Raw genomic sequence first — 18,841 nt, forward strand, 5'->3', positions numbered from 1 at the left:
TACGCTTAGTTTAAATAAAATTTCTTGAAAATTTTTCTTATCTGTTATATACTTTTTGTAATAAATACAGGAGGCTGATTTTTAAATGGATTATAAAACCATAATTGTAGGTATTGCAGGAGGGACAGGTTCAGGTAAAACAAGTGTTACAAAAGCAATTCTCGAAGAATTGAATAAAACTCATATTAATTCGATTTTACTTGAACAGGATTCGTATTACAAAAGATACGATGAACTGACTTATGAAGAAAGAGTAAAACTGAATTATGATCATCTTGATTCCATTGACTTTGATTTACTCGAAGAACATATTCTCTCGCTTAGAGAGGGAAAACCTATTGAAAAACCTATTTATGATTTTCAGATTTATAACAGAGTTGACGAAACGGAACATATAGAGCCGGCAAACCTTATAATAGTGGAAGGTATACTTATTTTGGCTGTAGAAAAAATAAGAAATCTGTTTGATGCAAAGATTTTCGTGGACACTGATGATGACGAAAGACTTTTACGAAGAATAGAACGTGATCTGAAAGAACGCGGAAGAAGTTTCGAGAGCATAAAAAATCAGTATATTGCCACAGTAAAACCTATGCATTTGGAATTTGTCGAGCCGTCTAAAAGATATGCGGATATTATAATCCCTCGAGGAAAAGAAAATAAAGTAGGAATAAAAATGGTTTCAAGCAGATTGGAATATCTGTTAAATAATCTGTCTGATTAACGCTTCCCTGAAAAATCTAAACTGAAAGCAGGTAATAAAATGAAAATAGTTGTAATAGGCGGAGGAGCAGCAGGAATGATGTTCTCCACTCAGTATAAGAAAGCAAATCCCGAACACGAAGTATTTCTCTTTGAGAAATCTCCCTATGTAGCATGGGCAGGTTGCCCTACCCCTTACTACATAGCAGACGAATTGTCTATAAACGATGTGGTTTTAGGAACTGCAGAAGATTTTATAAAAAGAGGGGTAAATGTAAAAATTCATCATGAAGTAACAGGTATCGACTTTAAAAATAAGACTTTGAATGTTACAGGCAATGAAATAAACGGTATTTTCAGCTATGACAAACTTGTACTGGCTGTAGGTGCAAAATCTTTTATTCCCGATATAAAAGATTATTCTTCGGAACTTTCCAATGTGTTTACTTTATCTCATGCAGAAAATGCCATAGAAATTAAAAAATATATTACTGAAAATAAAGCAAGTTTAAAAAATGCTCTTATAGCAGGAGCAGGATTTATCGGATTGGAAACTGCCGAATCTTTTAATAAACTCGGTTTAAATGTAACCGTCGTAGAAAAATCGGGAGAAATTTTCCCTTCTGTTTCCGAAAATTTAAAAAAAGGAATTTATTCTGAAATTGAAAAAAGAGGAGTTAGCTTGAAACTGAATGCCGGAGTGGCGGAAATCATTTCAGGAAATAATGTTGCAAAAGCTGTAAAGCTGGATAACGGTGAAACATTAAATTTTGATATTGCTTTATTCAGTATAGGAATCACACCTAATATCGGATTTATTTCCGACGAACTTGAAACAGAAAAAGGAAAAATAGTTGTAAATGATAAATTTGAAACGAATATTTCCGATGTTTATGCTATCGGCGACTGTATTTTCAATAAATATTACAATACCGACAGAAATCTATATGCTCCTTTCGGAGATGTAGCAAACAAGCACGGAATACTGCTTTCAAAATATTTATCAGGAGAAAATATCCACTGGAAAGGTCTTTTGAGATCTTATGCCACTTCATTTTATGACATTAAATTAGCACAAACGGGATTATCTCTTGATGAAGCAACTGTCTTAGGCTATAATGCTGAAAAAATAGATATGAAAGCTATGTATAAAAATTCGGGATTTGCAGATTCGGTTCCCGCTCAGGTAGAAATAATTTACGATAAGGATAAAAAAGTACTATTAGGCGGAACAATGGTGGGAAGAGAAGCTGTAGCACAATTTATCGATCAGATTGCTATAGTTATTACTCTTGAAACGCCTATTGAAAAGTTTATAGATATTGACTTTGCATACTCACCTACAAATGCAAGTGTTTGGAATCCTTTACTTGTAACTTACAGAAAAGTTATAAAATAAACTTTTTATTATAACCCCCTAAAGCAGATTTGGCACTTTAGGGGGAATTTTTTCAAATTTTATTTTTCAACATTTCCAATCCTTTTCCAAAATATTTTATAATAAATGCCGCATTTTTCCGTACATCGACAGAAGAATGTTCAAAACTTAAAGATATATCCGAATTGATTAATCAGTTAAAATATCAACTGTTTTGGAATTTATACTTATTTTATCCGACACTGGCAGATTATTACTTTCTTTAAAATAAATCAGAGGGAGTAAATTCCCTCCAATTATTAATAACTACATAGAAAACGCAAACTTTTGCCAAGGTTTTATATAATCAAGTATAAACTGTTCATGATCGACTATTTTTCCGACTACATTTGATTTTCCTGTATTTTTCATATCTTTTAAAGCAATCATAAGCTCTCCGGCATAATGTCCGTATTCGCTGCTTTCTATTATTATATCTCCTTTTTTTATTGTTTCCGGAGCATTAAATAATTTAAAATTATGTCCTTTGTATTTTACTCTGCTGTTTGAAGATCTTATAAGATTTCCCGAAACATCTCCTCTGTTAAAGTGAAATTCTTCAAGCACGATTTTTTTCTCGATTTCAGGAATGTCAGGCACCAGTTCTACTGCAAAACTTGCCATATCTTTTCTCACATTTTTCAGCTTTTCAAGTTCTTCGTCAGTTGGATAACAGTTGGATATTATAATATCATCAATAGTTTCCAATGCTGCAAAATGTCTGAACTGAGTCTCTATAGGCAAATGTCTGTGCATTTCAAGAGTAGGAAGTCCCTGAGTTACAGGCCACGGTCCGAAAGTATTTTCTGCTTGGGAAGTTATAAATGCTGCTGTCCTTAGTCCATATTTTGTAAAGTTTTCAGTACATTTATTGAAAAAATCCATTCCCAGTCCTGTATATTCATGCGGATAGAAATTATGACACCCTATAAGATTCGATTTATCGGGTCTGTAGTCCATAATAGTATCGATATAATGAGTATCCATACTCATATTAATCTCTATTTTCAATCCGTTCCCTTTATAAGTCATTATGCTTTCCTGCAATCCGCTGAATCCCATATCCAGTCTTAATCCATCAGCTTCTATTTCTTTGAAAAAAGACAAATCGTCGTGAGTTATCCCGAATTTTGAAAATACTCCGGGATTTACATCAAGAATTATTTCAAAGCCTTTAGACTTTGCATAGGAATTTATTTTTCTGAAATCTTCTTTTATTTTTTCTTTTTCGTCATTTACTGATAAAAGGCAACTGAATATTCTTGAAAATCCTGCTTCAGCTGTTTTATCTATATATTGTTTCAAAGTTTTTTCATCGGTTTTTTCAGGATAAATAGAAATTCCCAATTTTTTCATTTCGTTATGCTCCTTCTAATTTTATTATTCTTCGGCTTCACCGTTTTTCTCATCTTCAAGTAATTTTTTATCATATGCTTTAAAGAATGGATAATATATTACTGTAGAGGATATTATTAAGACAATATTCAATATAGCCGCTCTGTAATCTCCGTTTGTTGCCAAAAACGCTCCTATAGGTCCCGGTAATGTCCAAGGCGGAGTAGATGTTACTCTGTTTACCAATCCCATTGATGTACATAAATATGCAATGGACGAATTTACCACAGGAACAATAATAAACGGCGGTATCAATATAGGATTTAAAACTATCGGTGCCCCGAAAATTATCGGCTCATTAATATTAAAAATCGAAGAAACTATGGAAGTTCTTCCCAAAGTTTTACCGTAACTGGATTTGGATACAGTAGCAAGAAGTATCGCAAGTCCTATAGTAGCTCCCGAACCTCCTATCCATATAAACCATTGATAAAAAGGCTCTGCAGCTATATGAGGAATAACTTTTCCGTCTGCCAAAGCTGCTGTATTCTGATCAAGCAATGTAAGCCATAACGGTCTTACAAGAGAACCTACTATGGACACTCCGTGTATTCCGAAAGACCAGAAGAATGTTATAAGGAACACTATTACTATTACAGAAAACCATGAATCCGTAGCTTTTACAAGAGGCTCTATAATTATTTTCATTATTCCGTGTAAATTTATATTAAGCCAGTATGTTATTGTTGCTACTACTAAAACTACAATAAGTGTAGGAGTAAGTGCTTCAAATGATCTTGCTACTGAAGCCGGAACACTGTCAGGCATTTTTATTCTAAAGCCTGTAGTTGTTGTAAATCTGTAGACTTCCACTGCGAATATTGCTATTATTATACCGACAAAAAGTCCCGCAGAGCCCAGATTTGTCATAGGCATTACAAAACCTGCAGCTTCCTGAAAAACTGTAGCTCCTTCAGTACCTTTTTCAGCTATTATCTGAACTTCCTTACCGTCTATTACCTGAGTAACTACAAGTATTTCTTTTACGACACTCGGCACTATTGTGAGCAAAAATCCCGAAGTAGCAAGTATTGCTCCTGTAATCCCGTCAAGTTTATAGGATTTTGCCAGACTGTTTCCTATACCCATAACCGCATAAAGGGCCATTATAAACATAGTCATACGATAAGGTAATAATATTTGAGCTATATTTTTCTTAGCCCATAATGATATTCCCCAATCTGCCGGAAACGGCGGAAACGCAACAATCAAAAATATTGAACCTACTATTATTAAAGGCAATGTTGCTATAATCCCGTCCCGAATAGCTCTAAGATGTCTTTGCTCTGAAAGTTTTGCCATTTGCATTGATAATTTTTCCAACATATAACTTTTTCCTCCTGTATTTTTTATTTTAAATTTATTTTACACAAAAATTTATTCTGTTTTCTTGCTTTATCTCAATATCTATTTTGCAATCAAAGCCTGTATCTGTTTCAATAATTTTGGTCCTCCCAGAGGACTGTACGCCTGAGGCTGTATCATTTCGCACGGAACTCCCGCATCTTTTGCCTGTGCACTCAAAGTATCAAATCTATGTCTTACCTGAGGTGCTACCATTGCAGCATCATAGCCGTTTTTCACTTCATCTTCAAACTGCTGAGTACTTACCGCTTTAACTTCGACTTCCACTCCTTTAGCTTTTGCTTCTTTTTCAAGTGCATTTACAGCTATTGTACTTGACATTCCCATAGAACATACAAATAAAATTTTCATAAGTTACCTCCTATTTAAGTCGTATTTTTTGTATTAAACGAATTTTGCCCAATAAAACCATAAGTAAGATATTATTCCGAAAATCACTGCAAAAGTCGCATATTGTATCCAGAAACTTTTGCAAAAACCTTTTTTGGAATCTATAAAATGTCTGACCCATGTAAATCCGAAACTTGAAATAAACACATTTCCTAATAATATTCCCAATCTTACATCTTTTACTCCTACTAAACTCAACAAAAACGGAAATACTATAGAACCTGCCAAAGAACTTAATATAATCCCTATTGCAGATTGCAGGCTGAAAGGCTTTATTTCACTGTCTTTCTTTTTTTGATCATTTTTTTCTTTTTCCTCTTTTTCCTTTAATTTTTCTTCCTGTTTTGCATTGTATTTCTTTATTTTTCTTTTCATGTATCCCCCTGTTTTTATTTTTTTTCAAGATTCTCTATTCTTCTGTACATTTTTATCATACACTCGATAAGCGATTTTGCCTCTACCGCTGTCATGAGATGATCCTGAGCATGTACAAACAGAACTGAAACTTCCATATTATCACCACTTGTTTCAGCCTGAATAATTTCCGTTTGAATATTATGAGCGGCAAGTAATGATTTATCAGCTTCTTTCAACAATTTTTCAGCTTCCTCATAATTCCCTTTTTCAGCCTCGCCTAAAGCCTCATAAGCCAGACCTTTTGCTGTCCCCGCACTGTTTACAATGTCAAAGACGATTAATTCGAGTTTTTCTTTATCCAATTTGTCTTTCCTCCTATGCTGTATTTTTTTCTATACCATAAGTATAACACTAACTTGGATTTTTTCAAGAGCCTATTTACAATTTTTTTTATTTTAATAATTTTACGAGGGCTATTGCCCTCATACTCCCGCTAATAACCTCAAATTTTAATATACTTAAAAATAAATAAAAAACTGCTCTGTAATAATATTTTCATTACAAAACAGTCTTTTCGATTTATTTTCTTTTTCTTTTCTGTTCTTCCTGTTCCTGTCTTTTTACCATTTGTACATAACGGTAAACACTCGCTTCGGACATTTCAAGAGCCTTCGCTATTTCCACAACCGCACCTTTCAGCAGGAATATTCCTTTCAAATAAAGTACTTCTATTATATTCAGTTTATCCTGCTGTTTTAAATACTCTATTGATACATTTTGAGTCGAAAGGACTTCACTTATAGCTTCTCTTGCTACTTCTTCTATGGATCTTGACAGATTTTCCGGAGCCTGAACTTCATCAGTTTCCATTTTTTCTTTTATAAATGTTTCCTGCAGCTTTTTCATCGATGCAAACAATCCGTCAAATACAGCTTCGTCAGTATTAACACAAATCATCCCTATTAATTCGCCTTCTTCACGTATAAAATAAGTGGATGACTTCAATGCCTTATTAAATTTTCCTATACCTACATAGTTGGCAATAAAACTTCTTTCCTCCCTGTCGCTTTCTTTTAAAATCTTCAATACCAAATCAGTTGCAGGACCTCCTACTTCACGATTGGATATATGATTATTTCTTATTGCTATTATCGAATGATCGGGATCGGTCAAATCATGTAATACCACTTCGCTGTTTTTTCCTAAAACCGCAGCAAAAAAGTCCACGAGCGGAATGTATTTTTGCAACTTAGAATTTGTATCATTATTATTCATTTCTTACTTCTCCTTGTATTTTTTTATTTCCAAGCTTTCAAGAAATAAATTATAATAAGTTTATCTCTCCTTAATAAAGTTATACCCCAGTTATAATCTATTGTCAACCTTTGTCATTAAATTTGAACAATCATTTTTTTAATAGTTACATTAATATTTTATATTCTTAGTCAAAACTTTTAAGAAGAGACATTAATTCTTCAGTTGTTGTAGAATTTTCGAGTTTTTCCAACAATTCTTCATCATAAGATAATTTCGATATTTCCGCTAATAAATCCAGATGCTCATTTTTCACGCTCTCAGGAGCAGCTATCATAAAAAATATTTTTGACATTTCCCCGTCCATACAGTCAAATTCCGCTCCTTCACTTATTGTTCCTACAGCCAATGCTATTTTATTTACCGCTTCGGATTTCGCATGAGGTATAGCTATTCCGTCCTGTAATCCTGTTGATGATAATTTTTCTCTGTCTTTCAAATCATTTATGAACTGCTCCATATTTTCAGGATCTACTATATTTCCTTTTAAAAATAATTGTGCCATTTCACTAAGAATCCCGTCTTTTGTTCTCGATTCCAAGTTGATTTTTACTCTGTCTTCAGTCAAATAATCTATTATTTTCATTTCCTTCTCCTATTTTGTAATCAGATTTTCTCCCATTTCTTTAAAATTTCTTCTATTGTTTCTTTCTGCGATTTTTCGGACAAATTATAAGTTATGTAGCCTTTTTCTTTTCTGAACCAGGTCATTTGCCTTTTGGCATATCTTCGACTTTCTTTTTTTATTTCTTCTACTGCTTTTTCCAAAGAAATTGCCCCGTCAAAATAATCAAACAGCTCTTTATATCCTATAGCCGTTATTTTATGCCTATTTTTACTATATTTATCATATACTTTTTTCACTTCGTCAGGAAGTCCTTTATTTATCATTATGTCTACTCTTTTATTGATTCCTTCGTACATTTCTTCTCTGTTTCGTGTCAAAAATATTTTCAAAAAATCGTAATTATTATTTTTTATATTTTCCGTTCTTATTTCGCTGAACTTTTTTCCTGTGAGAATACATACTTCCAAAGCTCTCACAATCCTGACTTTGTTATTCCTGTCTATATCATTATATGCTTTTATATCAATTTTTTCAAGCTCTTCACATAATTCTTCCACAGTTTTTTTTTCCAGTTCTTTTCGTAATTTCTCATCTTTTGAAGGTAAATCCGAAAATCCTTCTGTCAAAGCTTTTATATAAAGTCCCGTACCACCTGTGATTATTATATTTTCTTTATTTTTTTCTTTTTCTTTCAATATTCTGTTCGCTTCTTTTTCAAAATCACCCACAGAATAATCTTCATCAGGATTTATAATATCAAGCATATAATGCTTTATTCCGTCCATTTCTTCAGTTGTAACTTTCGCAGTTCCTATGTCCATTTCTCTGTATATCTGCGTTGAATCTGCAGAAATAATATCGGAATGTATTTTTTTCGCAAGAATTATAGAAATATCGGTTTTCCCCACACCTGTAGGTCCGCTTATTACAATCCCTTTCAATAAATCATTCATTTTTATTCCTTTTTACTTTAACTTGTTACGCCGAGCCGAATTAAATAACATACTCAAATTCATATCCTGCAATGATTATCATATCTCCTTCTTCCACTCCGGCATTTTCCAACTCGACTTCCATTCCTAAAGTCCTCATCACCTGAAGGAAGTTTATAATTCCTTCATCTCCGGTAAATACATACTTTTTCAATACATCATCGACAATTCTTCCGTCTACTTCAAATACATGATCTTCGAGTTTATTAATAATCCAGTCGTCTTTTTTGTTCATTTCACACAGCAGTTCATCTACAGAATATTCTTCTTCCAATTCTTCACGAGGAATTTCTTTTATAAGTTCCCAAGCCTTCATAAGAACAGGCTTTATTCCCTCATTGGCTATAACCGACACAGGATATACGTACTCTATTCCTCGGTCTTTGACAAATTTTTCAAAACTGTCGTATTTCTTATCATCATACAACATATCTATTTTATTTGCAACTACAATTTGAGGTTTTTTCGCCAATTTTTCACTGTAATTTTCAAGTTCTCTGTTAATTTTCAAAAAATCCTCTTCGGGACTTCTGCCGTCTATTCCCGAAATATCCACAATATGGATAATCAGTTTACATCTTTCTATATGCTTTAAAAATCTGTCTCCCAGTCCTATCCCTTCATGAGCTCCTTCAATAAGCCCCGGTACATCGGCTATTACAAAGCTTTCTTCATCTCCTATCCTTACTACTCCCAACTTCGGTTTCAATGTAGTAAAATGGTAACTCGCCACTTTGGAATTTGCAGCCGACACTTTATTTATAAAACTTGATTTTCCTACACTAGGATAGCCTACCAATGCAGCGTCGGCGAGCAGTTTCAGCTCAAGCTTTATTTTCAGCTCTGCTCCTTCTCTTCCACTTTCAGCTATTCTCGGAGCTTTTCTTACAGAAGACTTGAAATGGATATTTCCTCTTCCGCCGTCGCCGCCTTTCAGAAATATAACTTTTTCATTGGGTCTATCCAAATCCAGTAAAAGTCTGTTTGTTTCAAAATCTCTTATCATAGTCCCTACAGGTACTTTAATTATAAGGTCGTTTCCCGATTTTCCCGTAGAACGTGCAGCAGCACCTCTTTCACCGTCTCCTGCCTGAAATTTTTTACTGCTTTTAAAATCGACTAACGTATTTATATTAGGATCAGTCAGAAAAACTATATCTCCGCCTTTACCGCCGTCGCCGCCGTCAGGTCCTCCGAATTGAACAAATTTTTCTCTCCTGAATGTAGCAGCACCGTCGCCGCCTCTACCCGATATAACGGTAATTACACTCTCGTCTATAAACATTTTTTTCTCCCGTTTACTTTTCTAATTTAGGTTACTATTATAGCACGGATAGAGATTTTTTCAAATATACTTACTTGCCTCTTTAATACTGAGCTTTGACATTTTATCCTTATTTTTCTCAATAAAATCTGTTACCCAATCAGGGTTTGTCTTACTGTAATCTCTCAAAGCCCATCCTATTGCTTTATTAATAAAAAATTCCGTACCGTTTAAGTTGTTTTCTATAATTTCCGACAATAATTCCGTATTTGTTTTTTCTTTTCTCAATAACTGATGATCTATGGCTATTCTTCTGAGCCAGATGTTTTTATCTTTACTCCATTTAATCAATGTCTTATTTATTTCCGGGTATTTCAATGCAGTTTCTCCGACAATCACATCTATCCCGTCAACAGTATCCCACCATGACTTTGTTATAATCAGTTTTTTTATTTTCGGAATATCCTTTTCAGTCAGAAACTTCACCATTTCTTTTAAATAGTCTATTGCCGAATACTGAAGTTCTCTATATTCATTTTCCCAGCATTTATTTATAAAATCCCAATTAATTATCTCTTCCTTTTTATATTCTTTGAAAAAATTTTTAAATATTTTTCTTCTTTCAGGTGTCTTAATGCCTATATATTTAAACTTATTCAACATATAAGCGGACATTTTTTCAGCTTCTTTTTCATTTTTGTGTTTCATCATTTCTTCAAAAAGGTTATCAAAATTCATTTCTATTCTCCTCTTGAAACTGTTTTATTTTTTATAATCCGTTATTCCGAATCTGTTCCCGAAAGGATCTTCAAATTCCACAGCATTTCCTGTTCTTATCGAAAAAGGCTCGGATAGGAGTTTTATATTATTATCACATCAGTGAGTCCGTTTTTAGTTGCTATATTTTTCAAATTATTCATATAATCATCATTAGGGGTATAAGCCACTAATACATCTCTTCTGACCCCATTTTGTCTAAATCGCAGTAATTTATATTTCAGGTTTTTATCATATTCGGCAATGAGTTTACTTATATTGTCCACTGTTTTTTCATTATCAATAATTTCAGGCACAATAACTGTTCTCACTTCATATATTTTACCGATTTCAACAAGAAATTTAAAATTTTTTATAACATTTTCATTGGAAACTCCAACCATTAATATATGATCTTTTTCATCAAAAGCTTTTATATCGAGCATTATCTTGTCTGTTACACTTAAAAATTCTTTTTTATCTTCAGTCCAAAGGGGAATCGAGCCGTTACTGTCCACAAAACAGGTCATCCGTTCCCATCGCTTTTTGACTGCTTTAAAAAGTTCCGTTAAAAACTTCCACTGGAGCGAACATTCTCCCCCCGAAACAGTAATTCCCGATATAAAAGGAGCAACTTCCTCGATTTCTTTTAAAATATCATCAATTCCCATAACACTGATTTCTTCGGGAACTTTATTTTCCCCGAACACTTCTATAGTTTCAGGATTATGACAGTACAGGCAGTCAAAATTACACCCTTGAAAAAATATTGACAGCCTGTTACCCGGGCCGTCAACATTACTGAAGGGTATTATCTTATTAACAATCCCTTTCATTATTCATTTCCTCTTACTTTTCTTTCCAATATTTTTGAATTTTCCCTTGCACCTAAACCGAATACAACCGTCTGCTGTATTACCTGTTCATTTTTGTATAATTTTTCCATTTCGGATTTTTTCACAAGATAGCCTGTAATTCTTATTACGTCGGCATCAGTAGAATACACTGAAAAATATCTCATTCCTTCTTTAAATGCACCTTTTATAATATCCAATATTGATGCCGGATTTTTTGAAGCCATTTCATCAAAAGGAAAAATATCTCCTATTCCCGATTTGAAATAAGGATGAAATCTCGCTGTCTGCTTTATGTGTTTTGGCAATACAGGCTCATCTCCTATAGGTATTCTGCATCCCGGACTTATCCCATGATCAGTGTCTATTCCTACCTGTGCATGCAACACATAATGATCATCAGTTATTTCACAGTATTTCACTTTGTAATTATGTACCAATTCCTGAAGTTTATCAATGATTTTTACTCCCAGATCGTCGGCATATTTGCTCCAACCGAATTTATCTTCTTTTTTCTCTGCTCCGATTATTTTGTTTACACATTCTGCAAGTCCTACCATTCCGAACATTCCACTGAATCTGTTTCTATAGATCAATTCTTCTTTTACAAGAAAACTCGACTCAAAAAAACCGCTTTCTTCTACTAAAAATCTTATTCTTTCGTCCATAAATCTCGCCATTTTGTTTACCGCATCAGGCAGTTTGTTATTAAGCAGATCTTCTTCATCTTTTGCCTCGTCAGCAAGTTTTGCAAGGTTAAGTCTTACAAGAGTGTAAGCTCCCCCTCCGATACTGAGTCCGTTGTAACAGCTTGCTATGGCATAATCTTTCCCGTAAAAATCCTTTTGAAACATTTTATAATTGGAAAAACTCGGTTTTGCTACTTTCAGGCTTGTTTCCACACACTGAATCGCAAAGTCGTCAGGAGTTATATCTTCGTCATACTTCAATGTTAAATTCGGTGTCATCGTATTAAGTTCCACAGTTGCTCTTAATATCATTTCTCCCGCTTTTGTTTTTTCAGGTCCTAAATTTGCGTGACAGAACGAATCGGTAATGGTTCTGTCTATTTGCAATAAAAATAATTTTATAGCTTTATACGCTTCTTCTTCGTTTTTTATATAAGGTTCGAGCAACATATCTATATTTCCCAAATATACAGGATATGAAGTTATCGACGGTACATGGTTGTACAGTATAAGTAAATTTGTCGTAGCTTCCCAGATATCTTTCGCAGGCTCCAGTTCAAGAAATTTACTTCCCTGTTTCATAAATTTTTCATAATCGGGAGTAATGTATCTCGCTCTGTAAGGGGCATTCCCCTCAAACAAATCGCATATTATCCCTTTATCTCTGTATTCCTGAATATCGGGTGTAATATTCAGCACACTCAAAGTATCTTCGGCAGCTCCTGCCAATGTTCTTAACTTCTGCTCATAAGTCAGTACTCTATTTTTTATAATTGATAAAATCTGATCCGACATTGATTTCCTCCTATAAAAATCTTCTTTAAATTCCCGTACTTATTTATATTTATCTTTTTTATACAAATATTTTACCACATTTTTTGTGATTTGGGTATAGGGATTTTATTAGGAAATTTTTATTTCAACCAGTCCGTAAGGTAAATATGTTTTACTATCAAAATATAATCCTGTTTTTGTATCTTCTTTCATTTGATATATTGTTCCTACTTTACCTTTAAATCCACCTATAAAAGTAATCATTTTATCTTTTTCTTTGCTGTATTTTTTGATTATTTTCTTTATCTCGTTTAAAATCTTTTCTAATTTATTTAATTCATTTATTGCTTCTTTTTCTTTGATTTTCTTCAAACAGAATATAACTTTTTCTATTTTATTGGTAAATCTATTAAGTTTATCAATAGTTTTTTCATTCGCTTTTTTCAACATTTCTAAAATATTTTTCTTTTTTACACTAATTATATCAGTTTCAAATTCTTTACCGAAATTTATCATTTCAACACCTAAATTTTCAAAAAAATTTTTATATTTAGGAATTTTTAAATCTTTCTCACTTTTCTGACATTTTTCTTCATCATAATCAATAACTTTATAAAGTAAATCTAAAACAATGTCCTCTTTTCCCAATTTTATATCATCACATCTTATATCTTCTTCTTTTGGAAAAATAGAGCCTTTTATTGAAGAGCCGGGCAAATAATATTCAGGTTTTTCTATCATCTCGTCTAATTTATCTTTATAATTATAAAAAGGATAAATTACGGTTATTTTATTACTCTCCTCTTTTTCTAAATTTGAATATGGTTTAACCAAATCATCTTCTCTAAAATCTACACCTTTATATAATATTTTTAAACTTCTCGGCGATACTACTATTTTTGATATCGATTTAAACTTCAAATTATATTTATTCATTTTCCCCTCCGAACTTTTCCGAATCAAGAGCTTCCAAATAAGAATTTCCAAACACTATTGCGTTTTTATACAAAATATTGTATTTATTTTGTATACTTTTTCCTATATTAAAATTCTCTCCTTCAGAGTAAATTACACTCCCGACATTTATAAAACCTATCACTTTTTTTGCTTCTTCGGTAATTTCAAATGCCTTTCTATCCGAAATATGCAAATCAATATACGATTTCTTATAATTTATAGAATTAGGCAATAACATTCCCACATTCAGATAAAAATTAGCTTTTTCAGAATTTTTTTCTTCTTTAATTTCTACTTTTCCTCTAATAAATCTATTATAGCCTTGTGAGCCTTTGGGACCTAAGTAAACTTCTTCGTCATTACCTTCATTTTCTTGAGCATTTTTTATATTTTCGAGCCACTTTATTATCATATCACTATCAGTTTTTATCATTATAATAAAATCTGTCACTATCTCTTCAGTACTTTCATTTATTATTTTCACAATAGGTACTGTATAAGCTTTATTTTCCAACCCTGCAAGATTATGAAACTGATTTTCCAATCTGAATTTTTGAATATAACTTTGTTTTTGTCTCAAATAATCTTTAAAATTCTTTAATTCTACTTCATTATTAAGTATTTTCTTCATATCTTCTTTTTTTATAAAGTCTATTTTCTTTATTTTTTCATAAATTTCTTTACTCTTGTCCCCAAATTTATCTATAACATATTCTTTCGGCATAGGTATAAAACCTTTAGGCAATACATTTGAAATCATACATTTTATTTTTTTTTCATAAATATTATTCACTAATTTTGTAATATTTTCTTCACTCTCATATTTTTTGATTTGATATATCAGCCAACCGAATATTTTTTGAGAATCAGGAAATGATGTTATATCACTTGCAACTTTTAGATTTATTAAATATTTTTTCATTCCAAGTTTCCTTTCTTATTCAACGATTTCAGTTTCTATGGAAATTTTTCCATATCCTCTTGATTTTGAATTTCCCATTCTATAATACCCATCATTAAATAATTCCAATTTTTCAACTAACTCTGCTGCTATTTTTTTTATATCTACAAAGTTTTTAAAATCTCTTAAAATAATTTCTCCTTCAAATTTCACTCCCGGTCTTATAGCTTTATATGTTCTCGGATTAGAAACTACTTCGTCACCATCTTCTAAAATAGCAGTTTTTGAGTCAATTATAAAATACTCTTCCGTATTTTTTCTACCATCAACCACCTTTAAATCCGAAAAATAAAGTCTTGGAGTAGTATTTATTCCCTCTATTCCGAATAAATATTCGGGTTTTAAATCATTTATACACTCTTTTATTTTATTTATAATTTCTTCCAAATTTTGAGAATTTAAGTTATTTTCTAATTTTCGTTTTTCATATTTTTTTAGCAAATCTTCCAAATAATTTTTATAAAATTTTTTTGTTTCTTCCATATCACTTCCTTCAGATTTCACAATAAATCTCGTACTTCCCTTAAATGCCGATGCCTGAATTAAAGGTTTTCCATCATTATCAACAGTTGTACACTGATCTACTCCTCCTATACTGAAACTTTGAGTATGATTTCCTATTAAACAGTTTGATTTAGTTTCTATTTTTACTTTTATTTTTCTCATTTTTCCACTTTCCCTTTCTACTATTTTTTCTTATTTACAGTTAAATATTTTATTTTCTGTTGAGTATATGAATAAAATAATATTAACACGTCCAACCAATCCGTTTTATCAATTTCTTCCTCTATCAATTCTTTAAATTTATCAAAATTAAAGTTTAATTTATAATCTATTTTATTTGTATTTTCTTTATTTCCAAGCTTTTTGTTATCTTTTCTCTCTCTATTTTCATTATTTTTGATAGTATTATTTATATTTTCAAATACTGTTTTTACTTTATTGAGTTTTTTACTTTTCTCTTTCTCAGTTTCAATAATATTTTTTATCCTATAGAAAAAGGAAGTTTGAAAAGGAGCTTTTTTATAAACCCACATATTTTTTATTTTCGTTTTACCATTTTTATCCTTAATTTCTTTTGTTATTTTAGAGTTTTTTATAAATAACTTCAATATCGTACTTTCTCTTTTTTCTATTTCATTGTCATATAAATAACTTACTGGTTTATTAAATAAATCAGATTTTATTTTTAGCATAATTTTCTCATTTATATATTTTTGAATCTTTTCTTTATCTATTTCTTTCTTTTCGGAATATCTCTCATCTGTAAGTAACATAAAAAGTCGAAGTTTAGGAATAAGTTTACTTTTTATTTTTTCAAGCTTTAATTTTCTTGGAGATTTTTCTTTGGACTTATCTTCTTTTTCTAAAACTTGACTTAAAAGATAATATTTTAAAGCAAGTTCATTTTTACCTTTTCTTCCTATAATATTTTCAGGTAATAATCTATATAATAATACTCTTATTTGAGCCTTTTCATCTTTTTCTCGTTCTATACTTTGTAAAAGATTATGGAAATAGCTGTTTGAAATTTTAAGGTATTCTAATCTTTCAACATCTTCCTTAAATTTACTAAAGCCGTCTGTTTCTCCTTCGCCTTTATTCCCATCATAGTAAAATAAATTAACTCCTGCAACAGATACACCCAGAATAGCTTTATCCTTTTTTTTCTCACTTTTCATTATTTTTTTCATTTTAGATAACTCTTCTTCTACACTTTTTCTATAATATCTTACCGGCTGATGATTATCCACAAAAGTTACTCCTATCGAAAGTGTCAGATTTATTTCTTTTCCTATTTCCTCGATTTCTAATCTCTCTCTTAATTCTTTAATTAAAACTTTTAATAAGATTATCGAATTTAAAAGACTTCCTATTTGTACTGCAAAAAATATGTCATCACCCTCTATATAAAACGGTAAAATCTTATTCTCAAGATTAAATTGATTTAAATATTCAGAAAACTTTTTTAATTTTATGGTTTCTTCTAATATTTTACTTAATCTGTCATACTTATTATAGGATTTTATCTCTTCAAATATTTTCCCCATATTATTCAAATCAGCTTTCACAACAGCTATCTTACCACGTGTATTTATCTTATCAGAAACTAAATCATCCAAGCTTTTTACAAAATGTTTATACTCTATTTTTTCTTCCCTTTCATTTGAATCACTTTCAATTTTATCTTCTTCATTTCCTTCCTTAATTTTTCCTAACTCCAAAAAATTAAAAATTATATCCTGATTCTCTTCTATAATTTTACTTTTTACTTTTGGACATTTCAAACTCTCAATTGCTTTTTTTATATATTCTATATCATCATCAACTTTCTCCGCTTTAAAATGAGTATATTTCAAAAATATTTGTCCATCATATTTTCGATAAACCTCTTGAAAAATTTCTTTCTCTATTCTTTTCAAAACATCTTCTTCTATATCTTTTTTAAATATATATTTTCCTGAAACTTCTAAAATATAATCTTCCTTATTAATCTCAAATTTTTTACTTACTACTTCTAATATATCATCTGCTATTGTTTTTGAAGCGGAACAAATTGACGATAAAGTTTTCTCATCATTAAGTCCTTGAGAAGTCATATCATCTATTCTTTGATAAATATATTTTTGTATTTTTTCTACAGAAATAGCTATTAATTTTGAATTCATATTATTCTCCTATTTTTCATTATATGTATTAAAAAGTTTAACATAGGACCTATGTGGAAAAAACATAGGATTATTTAATAACATCAGCAATTGGTTGAATTGGAAAATGAAAGAAAGCAGCGGAATACTTTTTTCTTGTTCATTACGTATTTCATAATCTTTTTTTAAATCTTTATCTTTTAAATTTTCAGGAAATTTTAGAATTTTTCTTTCATTTTCTTCATCTTTTTTATGGTTTATTTTCTCATACCAATTTTCTAAACTATAATTATTAAAAATTATATTCATTTCTTGTTTCTCGGTTTTTTCACTTTTAATGGCTTCAATTATAATGTCCATATCTTTTAATTTTTCAATTCTTTCTTTTCTCATTTTACTCTTAGGTGTATGACAAAAAATTTTAATCGGTGCAGTCGCGGTTTGTGCAAGCTCTCTATCATCGAACATGGGATTATATACACCACTTACAATTCTAGCTATTGAATCATTTGAAGTACTTAAATTATCTATTTTATCTATCCATTCTCTTATTTTATCATTTTTAAAATTAGTGCTTTTACATTCTATCACAGCCGCAACAGCTTCAATAGGTATAAATTTTATTTGACCATATTTAAATACATATGGTGTATACTGTTCATCAAATATAGCCAAATCAACTTCATTAGAAAAACTTCCTTCAGAATCCATTATAAAAACCGAACGCTCCACTTTAAACTTTTTAGGAACTATTCTTTCAAAAAAGGACTTCCAAATTTCTTCTCTGAATCCTCCAATTGTAGTTGAATGTTCTATTTGAAAGTTCAATTGGTTTATTAATTCTTTTTCATACATTACATAATTTTTAATAATATTTTCTATATTTTTCTTATTGTCATCTATCATATTTTTTCACTCCTTTTTATTTTTCAATTAAATTATATCTCATTTTTATTAAAAATCAAGTTTTTCATTAAAATTAATTACTACTCTCTGCCTCCTTGTTATTTTATATTTATCCAATTATTTACATTACACAATGCTCTATTAAAAACTATTTAGTAGGGATACTTATTCATTCACTTTATAAATTTACATTACACAATGCTCTATTAAAAACAACATTTTGAAGAAAATAAAATAAGAGTATTTTGCGATTTACATTACACAATGCTCTATTAAAAACCTACAGGCAAGTGGAGAACATTATATATTACTATAGATTTACATTACACAATGCTCTATTAAAAACATATACTCAATCTTGGTTGAATAAATGGTTGATGGGCATTTACATTACACAATGCTCTATTAAAAACTCAAGGGATTGGGAAAAGTACCTTTTTAGCGAAGTTATTTACATTACACAATGCTCTATTAAAAACAACAGATATTTTAGCATACTCTATATGTTCAAATATATTTACATTACACAATG

Annotated in this window: 19 protein-coding genes and 1 CRISPR repeat array (1 of these 20 running past the window's edge); of the genes, 2 read left to right on the plus strand and 17 right to left on the minus strand. The window is 30.8% G+C overall.

What is annotated here, in order from left to right; translation table 11 throughout:
* The first annotated feature begins 85 nt into the window (after window positions 1-85).
* Window positions 86-724 (plus strand): uridine kinase, encoded by a 639-nt coding sequence (udk, locus tag FVE72_RS09095; RefSeq protein WP_026738103.1) that lies wholly within the window; start codon window positions 86-88, stop codon window positions 722-724.
* A gap of 39 nt (window positions 725-763) precedes the next feature.
* The gene (locus FVE72_RS09100) at window positions 764-2,101 is read left to right on the plus strand and encodes an FAD-dependent oxidoreductase (RefSeq protein WP_026738104.1); all 1,338 of its coding nucleotides are present in this window, start codon (window positions 764-766) and stop codon (window positions 2,099-2,101) included.
* Between the two features lie 285 nt (window positions 2,102-2,386).
* On the opposite strand, the gene FVE72_RS09105 is transcribed toward FVE72_RS09100, so the two are convergent.
* The 17 genes from FVE72_RS09105 to FVE72_RS09190 form a co-directional block, all read right to left on the minus strand.
* Entirely contained in the window at window positions 2,387-3,475 is a 1,089-nt protein-coding gene (locus tag FVE72_RS09105; RefSeq protein WP_026738105.1) for a DUF871 domain-containing protein, read from the minus strand.
* Window positions 3,476-3,499: 24 nt separating this feature from the next.
* Window positions 3,500-4,840: a PTS sugar transporter subunit IIC gene (locus FVE72_RS09110; protein ID WP_026738106.1), complete on the minus strand. Its 1,341-nt coding sequence runs from the start codon at window positions 4,838-4,840 to the stop codon at window positions 3,500-3,502.
* 81 nt (window positions 4,841-4,921) lie between these two features.
* Window positions 4,922-5,230: a PTS sugar transporter subunit IIB gene (locus tag FVE72_RS09115; RefSeq protein ID WP_026738107.1), complete on the minus strand. Its 309-nt coding sequence runs from the start codon at window positions 5,228-5,230 to the stop codon at window positions 4,922-4,924.
* A gap of 33 nt (window positions 5,231-5,263) precedes the next feature.
* Complete coding sequence (locus FVE72_RS09120; protein WP_006807734.1) at window positions 5,264-5,644, minus strand: hypothetical protein; 381 nt, start codon at window positions 5,642-5,644, stop codon at window positions 5,264-5,266.
* Between the two features lie 14 nt (window positions 5,645-5,658).
* Window positions 5,659-5,988, minus strand: a complete 330-nt coding sequence (locus tag FVE72_RS09125) for a PTS lactose/cellobiose transporter subunit IIA (protein WP_006807747.1) — start codon at window positions 5,986-5,988, stop codon at window positions 5,659-5,661.
* Between the two features lie 217 nt (window positions 5,989-6,205).
* A complete protein-coding gene (locus tag FVE72_RS09130; protein WP_006807746.1) occupies window positions 6,206-6,901 on the minus strand; it encodes a helix-turn-helix transcriptional regulator in 696 nt (231 codons plus the stop codon).
* Between the two features lie 166 nt (window positions 6,902-7,067).
* Complete coding sequence (locus tag FVE72_RS09135; RefSeq protein WP_026738108.1) at window positions 7,068-7,526, minus strand: PTS sugar transporter subunit IIA; 459 nt, start codon at window positions 7,524-7,526, stop codon at window positions 7,068-7,070.
* 20 nt (window positions 7,527-7,546) lie between these two features.
* Entirely contained in the window at window positions 7,547-8,461 is a 915-nt protein-coding gene (gene miaA / locus FVE72_RS09140; protein WP_036056190.1) for a tRNA (adenosine(37)-N6)-dimethylallyltransferase MiaA, read from the minus strand.
* Between the two features lie 40 nt (window positions 8,462-8,501).
* Window positions 8,502-9,785: a GTPase ObgE gene (gene obgE, locus FVE72_RS09145; RefSeq protein ID WP_026738110.1), complete on the minus strand. Its 1,284-nt coding sequence runs from the start codon at window positions 9,783-9,785 to the stop codon at window positions 8,502-8,504.
* Window positions 9,786-9,845: 60 nt separating this feature from the next.
* Window positions 9,846-10,502, minus strand: a complete 657-nt coding sequence (locus tag FVE72_RS09150; RefSeq protein ID WP_026738111.1) for a DNA alkylation repair protein — start codon at window positions 10,500-10,502, stop codon at window positions 9,846-9,848.
* A 122-nt stretch (window positions 10,503-10,624) separates the two neighbouring features.
* On the minus strand, window positions 10,625-11,356 hold the full coding sequence (locus tag FVE72_RS09160) for a radical SAM protein (protein WP_036056192.1): 732 nt from the start codon (window positions 11,354-11,356) through the stop codon (window positions 10,625-10,627).
* Window positions 11,356-12,858 carry a YjjI family glycine radical enzyme gene (locus FVE72_RS09165; protein ID WP_026738113.1) on the minus strand — a complete coding sequence of 501 codons (1,503 nt, stop codon included), beginning with the start codon at window positions 12,856-12,858 and terminating at the stop codon, window positions 11,356-11,358. Before FVE72_RS09165 ends, FVE72_RS09160 begins: the two co-directional genes overlap by 1 nt.
* 108 nt (window positions 12,859-12,966) lie before the next feature.
* Complete coding sequence (locus tag FVE72_RS09170) at window positions 12,967-13,773, minus strand: hypothetical protein (RefSeq protein ID WP_026738114.1); 807 nt, start codon at window positions 13,771-13,773, stop codon at window positions 12,967-12,969.
* Window positions 13,766-14,716, minus strand: a complete 951-nt coding sequence (locus tag FVE72_RS09175; protein ID WP_006807744.1) for a hypothetical protein — start codon at window positions 14,714-14,716, stop codon at window positions 13,766-13,768. The genes FVE72_RS09170 and FVE72_RS09175 overlap by 8 nt, the downstream gene beginning before the upstream one ends.
* Before the next feature lie 15 nt (window positions 14,717-14,731).
* Window positions 14,732-15,421 (minus strand): RAMP superfamily CRISPR-associated protein, encoded by a 690-nt coding sequence (locus FVE72_RS09180; protein WP_006807754.1) that lies wholly within the window; start codon window positions 15,419-15,421, stop codon window positions 14,732-14,734.
* A 20-nt stretch (window positions 15,422-15,441) separates the two neighbouring features.
* A complete protein-coding gene (locus FVE72_RS09185; RefSeq protein ID WP_006807738.1) occupies window positions 15,442-17,424 on the minus strand; it encodes a Cas10/Cmr2 second palm domain-containing protein in 1,983 nt (660 codons plus the stop codon).
* A 9-nt stretch (window positions 17,425-17,433) separates the two neighbouring features.
* Window positions 17,434-18,309 (minus strand): DUF6602 domain-containing protein, encoded by an 876-nt coding sequence (locus FVE72_RS09190; protein ID WP_006807751.1) that lies wholly within the window; start codon window positions 18,307-18,309, stop codon window positions 17,434-17,436.
* A gap of 119 nt (window positions 18,310-18,428) precedes the next feature.
* Window positions 18,429-18,841: a CRISPR direct-repeat array (repeat unit 30 nt; unit sequence ATTTACATTACACAATGCTCTATTAAAAAC) (it continues 1,269 nt past the right edge of the window).

Source organism: Pseudoleptotrichia goodfellowii, assembly GCF_007990505.1.
In the GTDB taxonomy this organism is placed as follows: domain Bacteria; phylum Fusobacteriota; class Fusobacteriia; order Fusobacteriales; family Leptotrichiaceae; genus Pseudoleptotrichia; species Pseudoleptotrichia goodfellowii.

What these genes read in the sequence shown, in the direction of transcription:
- miaA (WP_036056190.1), bottom strand. Translation starts at nt 8,461, where the DNA reads ATGAATGATTTATTGAAAGGGATTGTAATAAGCGGACCTACAGGTGTG.
- FVE72_RS09170 (WP_026738114.1), bottom strand. Translation starts at nt 13,773, where the DNA reads ATGAATAAATATAATTTGAAGTTTAAATCGATATCAAAAATAGTAGTA.
- udk (WP_026738103.1), top strand. Translation starts at nt 86, where the DNA reads ATGGATTATAAAACCATAATTGTAGGTATTGCAGGAGGGACAGGTTCA.
- FVE72_RS09180 (WP_006807754.1), bottom strand. Translation starts at nt 15,421, where the DNA reads ATGAGAAAAATAAAAGTAAAAATAGAAACTAAATCAAACTGTTTAATA.
- FVE72_RS09115 (WP_026738107.1), bottom strand. Translation starts at nt 5,230, where the DNA reads ATGAAAATTTTATTTGTATGTTCTATGGGAATGTCAAGTACAATAGCT.
- FVE72_RS09100 (WP_026738104.1), top strand. Translation starts at nt 764, where the DNA reads ATGAAAATAGTTGTAATAGGCGGAGGAGCAGCAGGAATGATGTTCTCC.
- FVE72_RS09165 (WP_026738113.1), bottom strand. Translation starts at nt 12,858, where the DNA reads ATGTCGGATCAGATTTTATCAATTATAAAAAATAGAGTACTGACTTAT.
- FVE72_RS09175 (WP_006807744.1), bottom strand. Translation starts at nt 14,716, where the DNA reads ATGAAAAAATATTTAATAAATCTAAAAGTTGCAAGTGATATAACATCA.
- FVE72_RS09135 (WP_026738108.1), bottom strand. Translation starts at nt 7,526, where the DNA reads ATGAAAATAATAGATTATTTGACTGAAGACAGAGTAAAAATCAACTTG.
- FVE72_RS09160 (WP_036056192.1), bottom strand. Translation starts at nt 11,356, where the DNA reads ATGAAAGGGATTGTTAATAAGATAATACCCTTCAGTAATGTTGACGGC.
- FVE72_RS09185 (WP_006807738.1), bottom strand. Translation starts at nt 17,424, where the DNA reads ATGAATTCAAAATTAATAGCTATTTCTGTAGAAAAAATACAAAAATAT.
- FVE72_RS09120 (WP_006807734.1), bottom strand. Translation starts at nt 5,644, where the DNA reads ATGAAAAGAAAAATAAAGAAATACAATGCAAAACAGGAAGAAAAATTA.
- FVE72_RS09130 (WP_006807746.1), bottom strand. Translation starts at nt 6,901, where the DNA reads ATGAATAATAATGATACAAATTCTAAGTTGCAAAAATACATTCCGCTC.
- obgE (WP_026738110.1), bottom strand. Translation starts at nt 9,785, where the DNA reads ATGTTTATAGACGAGAGTGTAATTACCGTTATATCGGGTAGAGGCGGC.
- FVE72_RS09110 (WP_026738106.1), bottom strand. Translation starts at nt 4,840, where the DNA reads ATGTTGGAAAAATTATCAATGCAAATGGCAAAACTTTCAGAGCAAAGA.
- FVE72_RS09150 (WP_026738111.1), bottom strand. Translation starts at nt 10,502, where the DNA reads ATGAATTTTGATAACCTTTTTGAAGAAATGATGAAACACAAAAATGAA.
- FVE72_RS09190 (WP_006807751.1), bottom strand. Translation starts at nt 18,309, where the DNA reads ATGATAGATGACAATAAGAAAAATATAGAAAATATTATTAAAAATTAT.
- FVE72_RS09105 (WP_026738105.1), bottom strand. Translation starts at nt 3,475, where the DNA reads ATGAAAAAATTGGGAATTTCTATTTATCCTGAAAAAACCGATGAAAAA.